Genomic DNA, 15428 nt, shown 5'->3' with positions numbered 1-15428 from the left:
TGCTTACACGTTGGCCGCTGCGGCGGTATCGAGGCTCGGGTCCGCGTCGGTGTCGACGTTGCGGGCCTGCGCCTGGTAGAGCTTGTAGTAGGCGCCTTCGCGGGCCAGCAGCTCCTCGTGCCCGCCCACTTCCACGATCTGGCCGCGGTCCATCACCACCAGCCGGTCGGCCTTGCGCAGCGTCGACAGGCGGTGCGCGATGGCGATCGTGGTGCGGCCCTGCACCAGGTTGTCGAGCGCCTTCTGGATTTCCTTCTCGGTGGCGGTGTCCACCGACGAGGTGGCCTCGTCCATGATGAGGATGCGCGGGTTGATCAGCAGCGCGCGCGCGATCGAGATGCGCTGGCGCTCGCCGCCGGACAGCGCCTGGCCGCGCTCGCCGACCAGCGAGTCGTAGCCGTGCGGCAGGCGCAGGATGAACTCGTGCGCATGGGCCGCGCGCGCGGCCGCGACGATCTCCTCGCGGGTCGCGCCGGGCTTGCCGTAGGCGATGTTCTCGGCGATGGTGCCGAAGAACAGGAACGGCTCCTGCAGCACCAGCCCGATGTGGCGGCGGAACTCCGACACCGGCAGCGAGCGGATGTCCACCCCGTCGACGCGGATCGCGCCTTCCGAGACGTCGTAGAAGCGGCAGATCAGGTTGACCAGCGTGCTCTTGCCCGAGCCGCTGTGCCCCACCAGGCCGATCATCTCGCCCGGCGCGATCGACAGGTTGAGCCCGCGGATCACCGCGCGGTTGCCATAGCGGAAGCCCAGGTCGCGCAGCTCGATGGCGCCTTCCACGCGCTCCAGGTGCACGGGCCGGGTCGGCTCCGGCACGCTCGAGACGTGATCGAGGATGTCGAAGATGCGCTTGGCGCCGGCGGCCGCCTTCTGCGTGACCGAGACGATGCGGCTCATCGAGTCCAGGCGCGTGTAGAAGCGGCTGATGTAGGTCAGGAAGGCCACCAGCACGCCCACCGTGATGGCGTTGTGCGAGACCTGCCAGATGCCGAAGATCCACACCACCAGCAGGCCGATCTCGGTGAGCAGCGTGACGGTCGGCGTGAACAGCGACCACACCGCGTTGACGCGGTCGTTGATGGCCAGGTTGTGGCGGTTGGCCTCGCGGAAGCGCTCGACCTCGCGCTTTTCCTGGGCGAAGGCCTTGACCACGCGGATGCCCGGGATGGTGTCGGCCAGCACGTTGGTGATCTCGGACCAGATCCGGTCGATCTTCTCGAAGCCGTGGCGCAGGCGGTCGCGCACCAGGTGGATCATCCACGCGATGAACGGCAGCGGCACCAGCGTCACCAGCGCCAGCCACGGGTTGATGGAGATCAGGATGGCCGCCGTCATGACGATCATCAGCACGTCGGTGGCGAAATCCAGCAGATGCAGCGACAGGAACACGCAGATGCGGTCGCTTTCCGAGCCGATGCGCGCCATCAGGTCGCCGGTGCGCTTGCCGCCGAAATACTCCAGCGACAGGCGCAGCAGGTGTTCGTAGGTGGTGGTGCGCAGGTCGGCGCCGATGCGCTCCGACACCCGCGCCAGCAGGTAGGTGCGCGCCCAGCCCAGGCTCCACGCCACCAGCGCCGCGCCCAGCAGGCCGGCCAGGTAGAGCTTGACCCGGCCGTAGTCGATGGGCACGCCGTTCTGGAACGGAATCAGCACGTTGTCCATCAGCGGCATGGTCAGGTACGGCGGCACCAGCGTGGCGGCCGTCGACAGCAGCGTCAGCAGGAAACCGGCCAGCAGCTCGAAGCGGTACGGCCGGGCAAAGCGCCACAGGCGCAGCAGCGCCCAGGTCGAGGGCGGCGTCTCCAGGTCGCGGCTGCACTGCGGGCACTGCTCGTCGTCGGGCGACAGCGGCGCCTTGCAGGTCGGGCACACCGCCTCGGCGCCGGGCAGCCCCGGGGCGCCCGCCTGCGGCAGGTCGCGCCGGGCATGGAACTGGTCGATCAGGCGCAGCGCGGCCGGGTTGTGGCCCAGCGTGTAGCGCCAGCTCGCCAGCAGGCGGCCGGCCTGCTGCAGCTCGAGCGTGCCGACGCCGGCATGATCGGCGTGATGCAGCGATAATCCGGGCTGGACCGCCCATTCCTGCCAGTCGCCCTGGCCCGACGTGCGGGCCAGCAGTCGACGATCCGTCACAAGCACCCAGCCTTGGGTAAAATGCAGCCTCGCGTCGAGATCCACCGCCAGCCAGGCCAGGACGGCCTCGCCAGGCACCAGACGGGTGCCGAGTTCGTTACGCCACGGTTCGTTCGGGGCGTCGGTATCAATCGCGGGCAAGGAAGGTTGGGTCATCGTTGGCACAGCATGCTGCGTCCCCTGGACATGGACATAACTTGAAACAATTTAGCGCGGGCGCGCCCTGGCGGCCCGCCAATTTGCCCGCAGTATACATAAGGCCAAACGCACGGGCGCTCCTGATGCACTGCACAATCGCTTTTTAATCAAGAAAGTCAACCGGCTGACCGTTGTAACGTTACTGAAAGGTTAGGCTTCTATTTCTCGGGCACTCGCCCACTGCCTCAAGCTAAATCAATGAAAAAGAAGGACATTGAGATTTTCGATGTCATGTCGCTGCGCGGCCCGAATATGTGGACATATCGGCCTGTGCTGGAGGCGTGGGTCGACATCGGGGAACTGGAGGACTTTCCCTCCAACACCATCCCGGGATTCTACGAGCGCCTGTCGGCCTGGCTGCCCTCGCTGATCGAGCACCGCTGCAGCATCGGCGAGCGCGGCGGCTTCCTGCAGCGCCTCAAGGAAGGCACCTGGCCCGGCCACATCCTCGAACACGTCACGCTCGAGCTGCAGAACCTGGCCGGCATGCCCGGCGGCTTCGGCAAGGCGCGCGAGACCCCGATCCGCGGCGTCTACAAGGTGGTGGTGCGCGCCTGGCACGAGGAAGTCACGCGCGCCGCCCTGTTCTCCGCGCGCGACCTGGTGATGGCCGCCATCGAGGACCGCCCCTACGACGTGCAGGCGGCCGTGGACCACCTGCGCCGCCTGGTCGACAAGCATTGCCTGGGGCCCAGCACCGCGTGCATCGTCGACGCCGCCGACGACCGCGACATCCCCGCCATCCGCCTGTCCGAGGGCAACCTCGTGCAGCTCGGCTACGGCAGCCGCCAGCGCCGCATCTGGACCGCCGAGACCGACCGCACCAGCGCCATCGCCGAGAGCATCTCGCGCGACAAGGACCTGACCAAGAGCCTGCTCGAATCGTGCGGCGTGCCCGTGCCCGAAGGCCGCCTGGTGGACAGCGCCGCCGACGCCTGGGACGCCGCCGAGGACATCGGCGTGCCGGTGGTGGTCAAGCCCTACGACGGCAACCACGGCCGCGGCGTGTTCACCAACCTGACCACGCGCGAGGAAGTCGAGACCGCCTACGCGGTGGCCATCGACGAAGGCAGCGGCGTCATCGTCGAGCGCTTCGTGCCCGGCAACGAACACCGCCTGCTGGTGGTGGGCGGCCGCCTGGTGGCCGCCGCGATGGGCGAGACCGCCAGCGTGACCGGCGACGGCCGCTCGACCATCGACGAGCTGATCGAGCTGCAGATCAATTCCGACCCGCGCCGCGGCAGCACCGAGGACCACCCGCTCAACAAGGTGCGCCTCGATTCCGCCGCGCGCCTGGAGCTCAGGCGCCAGGGCTATGACGCCAGCTCGGTGCCGCCCGAAGGCAAGCACGTGCTGATCCAGCGCAACGGCAACGTCGCCTTCGACGTGACCGACCGCGTGCACCCGAGCGTGGCCGCGCATGCCTCGCTGGCCGCCCGCGTGGTGGGCCTGGACATCGCCGGCGTGGACCTGGTGGCGCAGGACATCTCGCGCCCGCTCGCCGAGCAGCGCGGCGCCATCGTCGAGGTCAACGCCGGCCCCGGCCTGCTGATGCACCTCAAGCCCTCCAACGGCGAGGCGCGCCCGGTCGGCCGCGCCGTGGTGGACCACCTGTTCCCCGCCGGCGAAGGCGACGACAACGGCCGCATCCCGGTGGTCGGCATCACCGGCACCAACGGCAAGACCGTGGTGGCCAAGCTGGTGGCTCGCCTGCTGCAACTGTCCGGCAAGCACACCGGCCTGGCCTGCAGCGACGGCCTCTACCTGGACCGCCGCCAGGTCGAAGCCGGCGACCGCGCCAACTGGGACGCCGCGCACCGCATCCTGATGAACCGCGCGGTCGATGCCGCCGTGCTCGAGAACGACAGCGGCGCCATCCTCTCCCAGGGCCTCGCCTATGACCGCTGCCAGGTCGGCGTGGTCACGAACATCGACGTGCCCGACCACCTCGGCCAGTACTACGTCGAGGAAATCGGCAAGATGTACAACGTGCTGCGCACCCAGGTCGACGTGGTGCTCGACGGCGGCGTGGCCGTGCTCAACGCGCGCGACCCGCTGGTGGTCGAGATGGCCGAGCTGTGCGACGGCGACGTGATCTTCTTCGGCCTGTCGGCCGACCTGCCCGCCATCGCCGCGCACCGCGCGGCCGGCAAGCGAGCGGTCTTCGTGCGCGACGGCAAGGTGGTGCTGGCCACCGGCAGCCGCGAGACGCCGCTGGCCGACGTCGCCGCGATTCCCCTCACCTACGCCGGCCGCGTGGCCTTCCAGGTCGAGAACGTGCTGGCGGCCGTGGCCACCGGCTGGGCGCTGGGCATCTCGCACGACCTGATCCGCGCCGGCGTGGTGACGTTCGACGTGGGCCAGGTGGACGTGCCGGGCCGCTTCACGCTGTTCGAGCGCAACGGCGCCATCGTCGTGATCGACGACGCCCACAACGCCCCCGCGCTGGAAGCGCTGGTGGCGGCGCTGGAGCGCTTCCCGACCGAGCGCCGCGTGGTGGTGTACGGCGCTGGCCTGCCGCGCCGCGACGAGGACATGGTCCGGCAGGGCAAGATCCTGGGCGCCGCTTTCGACCGCGTGTTCCTGTGCGAGGACCGCTCCGTGGAGAGCGCGCTGCCCGACGCCGAAGCCCGCGCGCTGCTCAAGCAGGGCCTGTACGAAGGCCGCCGCGTGACCAAGATCATCGACGAAGGCTCGCGCCGCCAGGCGGTCGAGGCCGCGCTCGCGCAAGTGGTGGCCGGCGACCTGCTGGTGCTGCAATGCGACGAGGGCTCGACCCTGCCCACCATCGACCAGGTCCACCAGTGGATGGGCCAGCCGGGCCGCCGCGCCTGATCCGGAACGCAGAAGAACGGATCCCAGAGGAAACTGATTTCATGGAAGTCTCACGTATCCGGGCCCTGCGCGGCCCCAACCTGTGGTGCCGCCACACCGCCATCGAGGCCATCGTCTCGTGCTCCGACGAGGCCCACACGCTGGCCCAGTTGCCCGGCTTCGAAGAGCGCCTGCGCGCGCGCTTCCCCGAAGTCGGCCCGCTGCGGCCCGACGACAACGAAGGCGTGGTCTCGCTCGCGCACGCGCTCGAATGCGCCGCGCTGCGCCTGCAGGCCGAGGCCGGCTGCCCGGTCAGCTTCAGCCGCACCGCGCCCACGGTCGAGCCCGGCACCTACCAGGTGGTGGTGCAGTACAGCGAGGAGGAAGTCGGCCGGCTCGCGCTGGAACTGGCCGCCACGCTGTGCCGCGCCGCGCGCGACGACATGCCGTTCGACCTCGCCGACGCGCTGCACCGCCTGCGCGAACTCGACGAGGACGTGCGCCTGGGGCCGAGCACCGGCTCCATCGTCTACGCCGCCGTGGCGCGCGGCATTCCCTACCGCCGCCTGACCCAGGGCAGCATGGTGCAGTTCGGCTGGGGCAGCAAGCAGCGCCGCATCCAGGCCGCCGAAACCGACATGACCAGCGCGGTCTCGGAATCGATCGCGCAGGACAAGGACCTCACCAAGACCCTGCTGCACGCCGCCGGCGTGCCGGTGCCGCTGGGCCGCACCGTGACCGACGCCGACCAGGCCTGGGCCGCCGCCCAGGAGATCAACGCGCCGGTGGTGGTCAAGCCGCGCGACGGCAACCAGGGCAAGGGCGTGGCCGTGCGCATCCGCACCCGCGAGGAAATCGACGCCGCCTTCGAGGTCGCCTCCGACATCAGCTCGGACGTGATCGTCGAGCGCTACATCCCGGGGCACGATTTCCGCCTGCTGGTGGTGGGCAAGCACCTGGTGGCCGCGGCGCGCCGCGACCCGCCCCAGGTCACCGGCGACGGCAGGCACACCGTGCGCGAGCTGGTCGACGAGGTCAACCGCGACCCGCGCCGCGGCGAAGGCCACGCCACCTCGCTGACCAAGATCCGCTTCGACGACATCGCGCTGGCCGTGCTGGCCAAGCAGAACCTGACCGCCGACACGGTGCCGCCCAAGGGCACGCGCGTGGTCCTGCGCAACAACGCCAACCTCTCCACCGGCGGCAGCGCCACCGACGTCACCGACGACGTGCACCCCGACATGGCCGCGCGCGCCGTGGCCGCGGCGCAGATGGTCGGGCTCGACATCTGCGGCGTGGACGCGGTCTGCGAGACCGTGCTCAAGCCGTTCGAGGAACAGGCCGGCGGCATCGTCGAGGTCAACGCCGCGCCGGGCCTGCGCATGCACCTGCAGCCGTCCTACGGCAAGGGCCGCGCGGTCGGCGAGGCCATCGTCTCCACCATGTTCGCCGACGGCGACGACGGCCGCATCCCGGTGGTGGCGGTGTCCGGCACCAACGGCAAGACCACCACGGTGCGCCTGATCGCCCATCTGCTCGCCGGCAGCGGCCTGCGCATGGGCATGACCGGCACCGACGGCGTCTACATCCAGGGCGAGCGCATCGACACCGGCGACTGCAGCGGCCCGCGCAGCGCGCGCAACGTGCTGATGCACCCCGACGTCGACGCCGCGGTGTTCGAGACCGCGCGCGGCGGCCTGCTGCGCGAAGGCCTGGCCTTCGACCGCTGCGACGTGGCCGTCGTCACCAACGTGGGCGAAGGCGACCACCTCGGCCTGTCCTACATCAGCACGGTGGAAGACCTGGCCGTGCTCAAGAGCGTGATCGTGCAGAACGTGGCGCCGCACGGCATGGCCGTGCTCAACGCCGCCGACCCGATGGTGGTGCGCATGGCCGACGCCTGCCCCGGCGCCGTGACCTTCTTCGCCGCCGACACCAACAACCCGGTGATGGCCACGCACCGCGCGCAGGGCAAGCGCGTGGTGTTCGTCGAGGATGGCCACATCGTGGCCACCGAAGGCGACAGCCAGGTGCGCATCGCGCTGGCGGACATCCCGCTCACGCGCGGCGGCACCATCGGCTTCCAGGTCGAGAACGCGATGTCCTCCGTCGCCGCGGCGTGGGCGCTCGGCATCGACTGGGACGCGATCCGCCGCGGCCTGGCCACCTTCGTCAACGACGCCGCCACCGCCCCGGGCCGCTTCAACGTGTTCGACTACAAAGGCGCCACGCTGATCGCCGACTACGGCCACAACCCGGACGCGATCCAGGCGCTGTGCGACGCCATCGAAAGCATGCCCGCCAAGCGGCGCTCGGTGGTGATCAGCGGCGCCGGCGACCGCCGCGACGTCGACATCCGCCGCCAGACCGAGATCCTCGGCGGCGTGTTCGACGAAGTGGTGCTGTACCAGGACCAGTGCCAGCGCGGCCGCGAGGACGGCGAGGTGCTGGCGCTGCTGCGCGAAGGCCTGCAAGGCGCGCAGCGCGCCAGCACGGTGGAGGAGATCCGCGGCGAGTTCCTCGCCATCGATACCGCGCTGGCGCACCTGCAGGCCGGCGACCTGTGCCTGATCCTGGTGGACCAGGTGGAAGAAGCGCTCGCGCACATCGCGCAGCGGATCAGGGAAGCGGCGTAAGCGCGCAAGGCACCGCCCACAACGCGGTGGTTTGCTCCGCGCTCCCATGCGATGGGCGAGCGGAGCAAACCCCGGGGTCGAGCGAAGCCTCATCGAAAAAACAAAAGCCAGCCTTTCAGGCTGGCTTTTGTTTTTACCGCGGCGCGTCCCCGCACCTAATGCCTGCCCGGCAGCGACAGCCGCCGCTCCAGCAGCCGCTGCGCCTGCGACAGGACCGTGCTCAGCACCCAGTAGATCGCCGCCACCGCCAGGTAGAGCGGCAGCGGCTGGTAGGTGGCGGCGATCACCTCCTGCGCCGTGCGCAGCAGCTCGGTCACGGTGATCACCGACACCAGCGAAGTGTCCTTGATCAGGCTGATGAGGCTGTTGGACAGGCTCGGCACCGCCAGGCGCAGCGCCTGCGGCCCGACCACGTAGCGCAGCGTCTGGCCCGGCGTCAGGCCCAGGCTGTAGGCGGCCAGCCACTGCCCGCGCGGAATGCCGAGGATGGCGCCGCGCATGCTCTCGGAAAGATAGGCGCCCACGTTGAGGCTCAGCGTCAGCACGCCGGCCGGGGTCGGCTCCAGCGCGATGCCGATGCCCGGCAGCCCGTAGTACACCACGAAGATCTGCACCAGCAGCGGCGTGCCGCGCATGATGCTGACGTAGGCGCGCGCGAGCGCGCGCAGCACCGGCTGGTGGCCGATGCCCATCAGCGCCACCACCACGCCGGCCACCAGCCCGAACGCCATCGACAGCAGCGCGAACTTGATGGTCAGCAGCACGCCCTGCATCAGCACGGGCAGGGAAGCGACGACCAGCTGCAGGGCGGACATGAGCGCGCGCGAGCCTGCCGGCCTACCTGGCGGGCCTGGTCACGTCGCCGCCGAACCACTTCGCCGACAGCCGGGCGAGCGAGCCGTCCTTGCGCATGTCTTCCAGCGCGCGGTCGATGGCCTGCGCGAACTTCGGGTTGTCCTTGCGGAACGGAATCGCCACCTCGGAGCCGCCGCCCTCGACGATCGCGCCGGGCCGCAGCGGCAGGTTGGCGGTCTTGATCAGGTAGCCGACCATCAGGCGGTCGTTGAGCGCCGCGTCCACGCGCTGCGCGGCGAGGTCGCGCAGGTACTCGGGCGCGCCGGGATAGGTCCTGACGTCGATGCCGTCCACCGACTTGGCCAGCTCGTTGTAGTTGCTGCCCAGGCTCACGCCGAGCTTCTTGCCCTTGAGGTCCTCCAGCGACTTGAACTGGCGCTTGTCGTCCTTGCGCTGGATCAGTTGCGCGGCCGAGTAGACGTAGGGCGTGGAGAAGTCCAGCACCTGCCTGCGCGCCGGCGTGACCGCGACCTGGTTGACGATGACGTCGAACTTGCCGGCCTGCAGCCCGGCAATGATGCCGCTCCACTCGGTGGTGATGAACTCGGGCTTGACGCCCAGCCGGGACGCCACGCCCCTGGCCACGTCGACGTCGAAGCCGTCGAGCTGGTTGTTGGCGCCGCGGTAGTTGAACGGGGGATACGTGCCCTCCACGCCGATCCTGAGCACGCCGGCCTGCTTGACGGTGTCGAGCAGGTCGGCAGCGTGGGCGGCGGCGCCGGCGGCCAGCAGCGCAGCGGCAAACAGCACGGCGGACACGGCCTTGCGGCAGCCGGTGCGAAGTCGAAGTGATTGCATGGGGTCTCCAGACAGGACGGGCGGCGAATATCCGCATTAGGAGCGTAGTCCGCCTTCCCGCCTTGCGCAACTCCGCGGCCCCGCCTGCCGGGCCGCCCGGCCCGCCCGGAACCCGCCCGCCCTACTGGAACGCCTTGTCGTTCGGATGCGCGTACAGGTCCTTCATGTCGGCCGACAGCGGGTAGTTGAGGTTGAGCCCGCGCGGCGGAATCGGCGACTGGAACCACTTCTTGTAGAGCTGCTCGGCGCGCCCGCTGGTCATCAGCCCGGCGATCACGTCGTCGGCCAGCTTCTTGAACGAGGGATCGTCCTTGCGGAACATGCAGGCGTAGTTCTCGGTCTGCAGCGGCGTGCCCACCACCACCCAGTCGGCGGCGTTCTTGGCCTTGGTCAGCTCGCCGTACAGCAGCGGCTCGTCCATGACGAAGGCCACCGCGCGGCCGCTTTCCAGGATCAGGAAGGACTGGCCGTGGTCCTTGGTGCTGATCAGGTTCATGTTCATGGCCTTCTCGCCGTTCATCTTGACCAGCAGGCGCTCGTCGGTGGTGCCGGCGGTCGTCACCACGTTGCGGTCCTTCAGGTCGGGGAAGTCCTTCACGCCCGAGTCCTTCTTGGTCAGCATGCGCAGGCCGTAGACGAACAGGCTGTTGGAGAACGCCACCTGCTTCTGCCGCTCGAGGTTGTTGGTGGTGGTGCCGCACTCGATGTCGATGGTGCCGTTCTGCATCAGCGGGATGCGGTTCTGCGAGGTGATCGGGGTCAGCCGGACCTGCAGGTTGGGCATCTGCAACTGCGCCTTCACCTTGTCGACGATCTGCAGCAGGATCTCGTGCGAGTAGCCCATCACGTCTTTGCCATTGGTGTACGAGAACGGGATCGACGAGTCGCGGTAGCCCAGCGAGATCACGCCGGTTTCCTTGATCTTGCGCAGCGTGTCGCCGTCCTCGGCACTGGCCATGCCGGGGGCGCCGGCGGCGCCCGCGAGCACGGCGGCGGCCAGCAGGCAGCGGGAGAATCGGTTCAGGCGGGGCAGGCGTGCATGCGGTTTCATCTTGTGTTTCTCCGTGGGTTGAGGGACGACTCTGTGAGGGTGGCTCGTGTGGTTGTCAGGCTCGGTGCGGACGCTGCCGCGGTACGGCCGGGGGATGCGGTAAGAAAAAGCGGCGGTAAAGCGCGATAACGCGGCGGCAAAGCGGATCCATCCTGGCCGCGCGCCGCGGGCGCTACGCCGCCATCGCGCTGAAATCCTCGGCCTCGACCGCCGGCTTGCGCCCGGCCAGCCGGTCGGCCAACAGGCTCGCGCTGCCCAGCGCCAGCGTGAAGCCCAGCGCGCCGTGGCCGAGGTTGAGCCACAGCCCGCGCACGCGCGACGGCCCCACCAGCGGCAGCCCGCTGGGCGTGGCCGGGCGCAGGCCGGCCCACGGCTGCAGCTGCGCGGGCGACCGCGCGTCGGGCGCCACCCCGGCGAACAGCGCGCGGGTCTCGCCGGCCAGCGTGGCGATGCGGCGGCGGTCGATCGCGGTATCGCCGCGCACGAGGTCGGCCATGCCCGCCACGCGCAGCGTGTTGCCGATGCGGGCATAGACGATCTTGCGCGCGAAGTCGGTGATGCTGATGTGCGGCGCGCCGGCGCCGTCGCGGATCGGCACCGTGATGCTGTAGCCCTTGAGCGGCCACAGCGGCACGCGCAGGCCCAGCGGGCGCAGCAGGCCCACGCTGCCCATGCCGCCGGCCACCACCACCGCGTCGGCGCGCTCGACGCCGGCGGCGGTGCGCACGCCGATCACGCGTCCACCCTCGCGTCCGCCCTCGCGCTCGATGCCCCGCACGTCGGTGCCGAAGCGCAGCGACACGCCGGGACGGTCATGCAGCAAGCGTGCCAGCGACAGGCAGAAGCGGTGGCAGTCCGCCACTTCCTCGCTCGGCGTATGGATGGCGCCGGCGATCTCGCCGCGGATGCCCGCCAGCGCCGGCTCCAGCGCCACGGTGGCGTCGCGGTCCAGCGCCTGCTGCTCGCAGCCCAGGCTGGCCTGGTAGTCGAGCAGGCGGCACGCCGCGGCGAAGCTCGCGGCGTCGCGGTGCACGATCAGCTTGCCGCGCCGCGCGAAGCCGAAGTCGTCCGGCCCGCCGTCGACGAAAGCCCGCATCAGGTCGCGCGAATGGAACGCCAGGCGCAGCAGCTTGCGCGTGGTGGCCTCGCTGGCGGCGGCGTTGCAGGCGCGCGCGAACGCCGCCAGCCAGCGCCATTGCGCCGGGTCCGGCGAGGGCCGGAAGCGCATCGGCGAATCGGCGCGCAGCAGCCAGCCCGGCACCTTGCCCAGCACGCCCGGCCCGGCCAGCGGCGCCACGTAGCTGTAGCTCAGCTGGCCGCCGTTGGCGAAGCTGGTTTCCTCGCCCGGGCCGGCGCGGCGCTCCAGCACCGCGACCTCGTGCCCGTCGGCCGCCAGCCGCCACGCCGTGCTCATGCCGATCACCCCCGCCCCCACGATCACCACCTTCATTGCCTGCCTCGCCGCCATTCGATCCGATCCGCGAGAGCGTAGACCAGCCGCGCCGGCTTGCCCAATGCGAATACGTGCCAGAATATGTCCTCAGGCTATGGATGCCCGGCCGCCCCTTCCCTTTCCCGTCCACGCCCACCTCCGATGCGCCTGCGCCAGATCGAGATCTTCCGCGCCGTCATGCTGACCGGCACCGTCAGCGAGGCCGCGCGCCTGCTGCACGTCTCCCAGCCCGTGGTGACGCGCGTGCTGCAGCACGCCGAGGCCACGCTCGGCTTCCGCCTGTTCGAGCGCGTCAAGGGCCGCCTGCAGGCCACGCCGGAGGCCACCGCGCTGTACGGCGACGTGGAGCGGCTCTACGGCGAGATCGAGCGCGTGCGGCGCGTCTCGGAGAGCCTGCGCCACAAGGGCGCGGGCCGGCTGCGCGTGGCGGCCACGCCCAGCCTCGCCAACCCGCTGCTGGTGCCCGCCGTGCGCCGCTTCTGCGCGCGCCACCCGGACACCCAGGTGCAGGTGCTGACCCACCATACCGACGAGATCGTGCAGGGCCTGCTGGCCAACCAGATCGACCTCGGCTTCGCCTTCGCGCCGCCGCGCCACGAGGCCATCGCCAGCGAGCCGGTGGCCAGCGGGCAGATGCTGCTGGCGGTGCCGCGCGGCGAGCCGCTCTTGCCGTCCTCGCCGCGCGCGCGCCGCGCCGACGTGCCGATGCAGCGGCTGGTGGAGCGCCCCTTCATCGCCTACGACGACAACAGCTCGCTCGGCCTGCTGGTGCGCCAGACGCTCGCGCGCAACGCGCTCGAGCCGCGCTCGATGCTGGAAGTCCAGACCTACTCGCTGGCGCTGGCGCTGGTCGACGCGGGCCTGGGCCTGACCCTGCTCGACCAGTACACCGCGCTCGGCGCCAGCCCGGAACGGGTCTCGCTGCACACGGTCAAGCCGGCGCTGGCCTTCGAGATCCAGGCCCTGCGCGCCAGCCACCGCGGCAGCTCCAGCCTGGCCGACGACATGCGCGCGCAGTTCGCCGGCGCCGCGCTGCAGCTCGCGGCCACGCTGCCCGCGCGCCTGGAAGCGCCGGCGGTCAGCTTCGAACACGTCCCCAAGTAGCGCCCGCCGGCGCCCGGAATTTGACAGCCCCATGCGCCGTGCACCATCATCAGACAGCCTGAAGCGCCCATCTGGTGCTTTCTGAAACCTATGTTCGCCCTAATCCTGCTCCTGCTCATCCTGATCAGCGCCTTCTTCTCGACCTCCGAGATCGCGCTGACCGCATCGCGCCGCACCAAGCTGCAGACGCTGTCCGAGCGCGGCGACCGCCGCGCCACCAAGATCATGCTGCTCAAGGAAGAGCCCGGGAATTTCTTCACCATCGTGCAGATCGGCGTCAACAGCGTGGCCATCCTCGCCGGTATCGTCGGCGAGAAGCACGTCTCCGACCTGCTGCACGCGGCGCTGCTGCCCTACTTCGACGCCGCGGCCGCCGGGCAGATCGCCAACGTCGGCTCGTTCCTGGTGGTCACGCTGCTGTTCATCCAGTTCGCCGACCTGATCCCCAAGCGCATCGCCATGAGCTTTCCCGAGCCCTGCGCGCTGCTGGTGATCGGGCCGATGCTGACCATGATCAAGGTCTTCAAGCCGCTGGTCTGGGTGTTCAACGCCAGCGCCGACGCCACCCTGCGCCTGTTCGGCCTGCCCACCAAGCAGATCGACCAGATCACCTCGGAAGACATCGCGGCGATGGTGGACGCCGGCGCCGAGGCCGGCGTGCTGCACAAGCACGAGATCCACCTGATCGAGAACGTGTTCGAGCTCGACGCCAAGAACGTCACCGCGGTGATGACGCCGCGCGACGACGTGGTCTACATCGGCCTGGACGAGCCCGCCGACAGCCTGCGCCGCAAGCTGGTCAACCACCCGCACGCGCAGTACCCGGTGTGCGGGCACAACCTCGACGACGTGCTCGGCTACATCGACTCCAAGGACATCCTGCAGATGTTCCTGGCCGACGACACCACCGGCGTGATCGGCAACATCGGCAACATCGGCAAGCACCACGACAAGAACGTGCTAGTGATCCCCGACACGCTCACGCTGACCGAGGCGCTCACGCGCTTTCGCGAGATGCACCAGAGCTTCGCGGTGGTGATGAACGAGTACGGGCTGGTGGTGGGCATCGTCACGCTGGACGACATCGTCGGCGCGCTGATGGGCAACATCATCTATTCCAGCGAGGACGAGCAGATCGTGCGGCGCGACGACGGCTCGTGGCTGGTGGACGGCCTGACGCCGCTGGTGGACCTCAAGAAGGCGCTGGAGCTCGACGATCTGCCCGGCGAGGACTACGTCGACACCGCCGCCGGGCTGGTGATCTACTCGCTCAAGCGCATCCCGAAGAAGTCCGAGTTCATCGAGGCGGCGGGCTACCGCTTCGAAGTGCTGGACATCGACCATCACAAGATCGACCAGCTGCTGGTGTCGAAGCTGCCGCCGCCGGCGCCGTCCCAGCCGTGAGCGCGCGGCGGTAGCGCTCCACCGTCTCGTCCAGCCGGAACACCAGGATCCACGCGCCCGCCGCCAGCGCCGCGGCCGCGGCGAGCGCGCCCAGGCGCAGCGGCGCCAGCCGCTCCGGCGCGTGCAGCGCCGCGTAGGCGGTGCCCAGCAGCACGATCCACGCGAAGCCCAGCGCGCAGCCGGCCAGCACGTCGGACAGCCAGTGCATGCCCAGGTAGAGCCGCGACAGGCAGATCAGCGCCACCGCCACCGCGGTCAGCGCCACCACCGGCATGCGCACGCGCCACGGCTGGCGCAGGCACAGCAGGAAGGCCAGGAAGCCATACGTCACCATGCTGCTGGCGGCGTGGCCGCTCGGGAACGAGAACGACTCCAGGCCATCGTAGATGCTGGCGGGCCGCCCGCGCGCCAGCGCCAGCTTGAGCACCATCACGCAGGCGCGCGCGCCGAGCAGCGCGCCCACCCAGTAGGCCGCGGCCACCCACGCGCGGCGCCATGCCAGCCACGCCAGCACGGCCAGCGCCACCGCCACCGACACGCGCGCGCCGCCCAGTTCGGTGATGGCCACCATCGCCACGTCGAGCCAGTCCCGCCGCCACGCGCGCAACTGCGCGAACACGGCCTCGTCCAGCCGCACCAGCGGCGCGCCGTGGGCGATGGCCGCGCCCAGCCACAGCAGCGCCGCGGCGCACGCCAGCAGCAATGCGCCGGCGGTGGCCAGCAACAGCAGCTCGGCCACGTCTCGCTCCAGCACGCGCTCCAGCACGCGCAGCAGGCGCGGCCACGGCGGCCCGGCGCGCGCCAGCAGCGCGTCGCGCCCGCGCAGGCGCGCGCCGTCGAGCCGGCGCACCAGCGGCCGGATCACCAGCAGCAGGCCGCGCACCACGCCCAGCAGCAACAGCACGAACACGGCCAGCAGGCCGACCGCGCCCAGCGCGGCAAGCGGCGTGAGCCACGCATCGGCGCCACGGACGGCCTCCAT

The 15428-nt window shown here is 70.3% G+C and carries 10 protein-coding genes; 4 read left to right on the top strand and 6 right to left on the bottom strand.

Translation table 11 applies throughout. The annotated features are described in order from the left end of the window. Positions 1-3: 3 nt before the first annotated feature. The gene (locus ACWTPI_RS05275; protein ID WP_454731116.1) at positions 4-2289 is read right to left on the bottom strand and encodes a cyanophycin metabolism-associated ABC transporter; all 2286 of its coding nucleotides are present in this window, start codon (positions 2287-2289) and stop codon (positions 4-6) included. 240 nt (positions 2290-2529) lie between these two features. Here ACWTPI_RS05275 and cphA (ACWTPI_RS05270) point away from each other — a divergent pair, with 240 nt between their 5' ends. Next, positions 2530-5166, top strand: coding sequence for a cyanophycin synthetase (gene cphA / locus ACWTPI_RS05270; RefSeq protein ID WP_020200962.1), 2637 nt, complete (start codon positions 2530-2532; stop codon positions 5164-5166). Positions 5167-5207: 41 nt separating this feature from the next. After that, on the top strand, positions 5208-7781 hold the full coding sequence (gene cphA, locus ACWTPI_RS05265) for a cyanophycin synthetase (RefSeq protein WP_454731115.1): 2574 nt from the start codon (positions 5208-5210) through the stop codon (positions 7779-7781). Between the two features lie 155 nt (positions 7782-7936). Here the strand turns inward: cphA (ACWTPI_RS05265) and ACWTPI_RS05260 are convergent, their stop codons facing one another. The 4 genes from ACWTPI_RS05260 to ACWTPI_RS05245 all read right to left on the bottom strand — a co-directional run bounded on the left by ACWTPI_RS05260 (position 7937) and on the right by ACWTPI_RS05245 (position 11935). Beyond that, positions 7937-8596: an amino acid ABC transporter permease gene (locus ACWTPI_RS05260; protein ID WP_020200960.1), complete on the bottom strand. Its 660-nt coding sequence runs from the start codon at positions 8594-8596 to the stop codon at positions 7937-7939. A 22-nt stretch (positions 8597-8618) separates the two neighbouring features. Then, a complete protein-coding gene (locus ACWTPI_RS05255; protein WP_454731114.1) occupies positions 8619-9434 on the bottom strand; it encodes a transporter substrate-binding domain-containing protein in 816 nt (271 codons plus the stop codon). 121 nt (positions 9435-9555) lie between these two features. After that, positions 9556-10485, bottom strand: coding sequence for a glutamate/aspartate ABC transporter substrate-binding protein (locus ACWTPI_RS05250; protein WP_020200958.1), 930 nt, complete (start codon positions 10483-10485; stop codon positions 9556-9558). A gap of 172 nt (positions 10486-10657) precedes the next feature. After that, complete coding sequence (locus ACWTPI_RS05245) at positions 10658-11935, bottom strand: D-amino acid dehydrogenase (protein WP_454731113.1); 1278 nt, start codon at positions 11933-11935, stop codon at positions 10658-10660. 144 nt (positions 11936-12079) lie between these two features. Here ACWTPI_RS05245 and ACWTPI_RS05240 point away from each other — a divergent pair, with 144 nt between their 5' ends. Further along, the gene (locus ACWTPI_RS05240; protein WP_454731112.1) at positions 12080-13042 is read left to right on the top strand and encodes a LysR family transcriptional regulator; all 963 of its coding nucleotides are present in this window, start codon (positions 12080-12082) and stop codon (positions 13040-13042) included. 90 nt (positions 13043-13132) lie between these two features. Then, the gene (locus tag ACWTPI_RS05235; RefSeq protein WP_454731111.1) at positions 13133-14446 is read left to right on the top strand and encodes a hemolysin family protein; all 1314 of its coding nucleotides are present in this window, start codon (positions 13133-13135) and stop codon (positions 14444-14446) included. Here ACWTPI_RS05235 and ACWTPI_RS05230 read toward each other — a convergent pair. Further along, positions 14340-15428 (bottom strand): phosphatase PAP2 family protein, encoded by a 1089-nt coding sequence (locus ACWTPI_RS05230; protein WP_020200954.1) that lies wholly within the window; start codon positions 15426-15428, stop codon positions 14340-14342. The two genes, ACWTPI_RS05235 and ACWTPI_RS05230, sit on opposite strands and share 107 nt — an antisense overlap.

The organism is Cupriavidus ulmosensis, from assembly GCF_977008105.1.
Note: the sequence above shows the minus strand (reverse complement) of the source record. Positions and strands in the feature narration are given on the sequence as shown.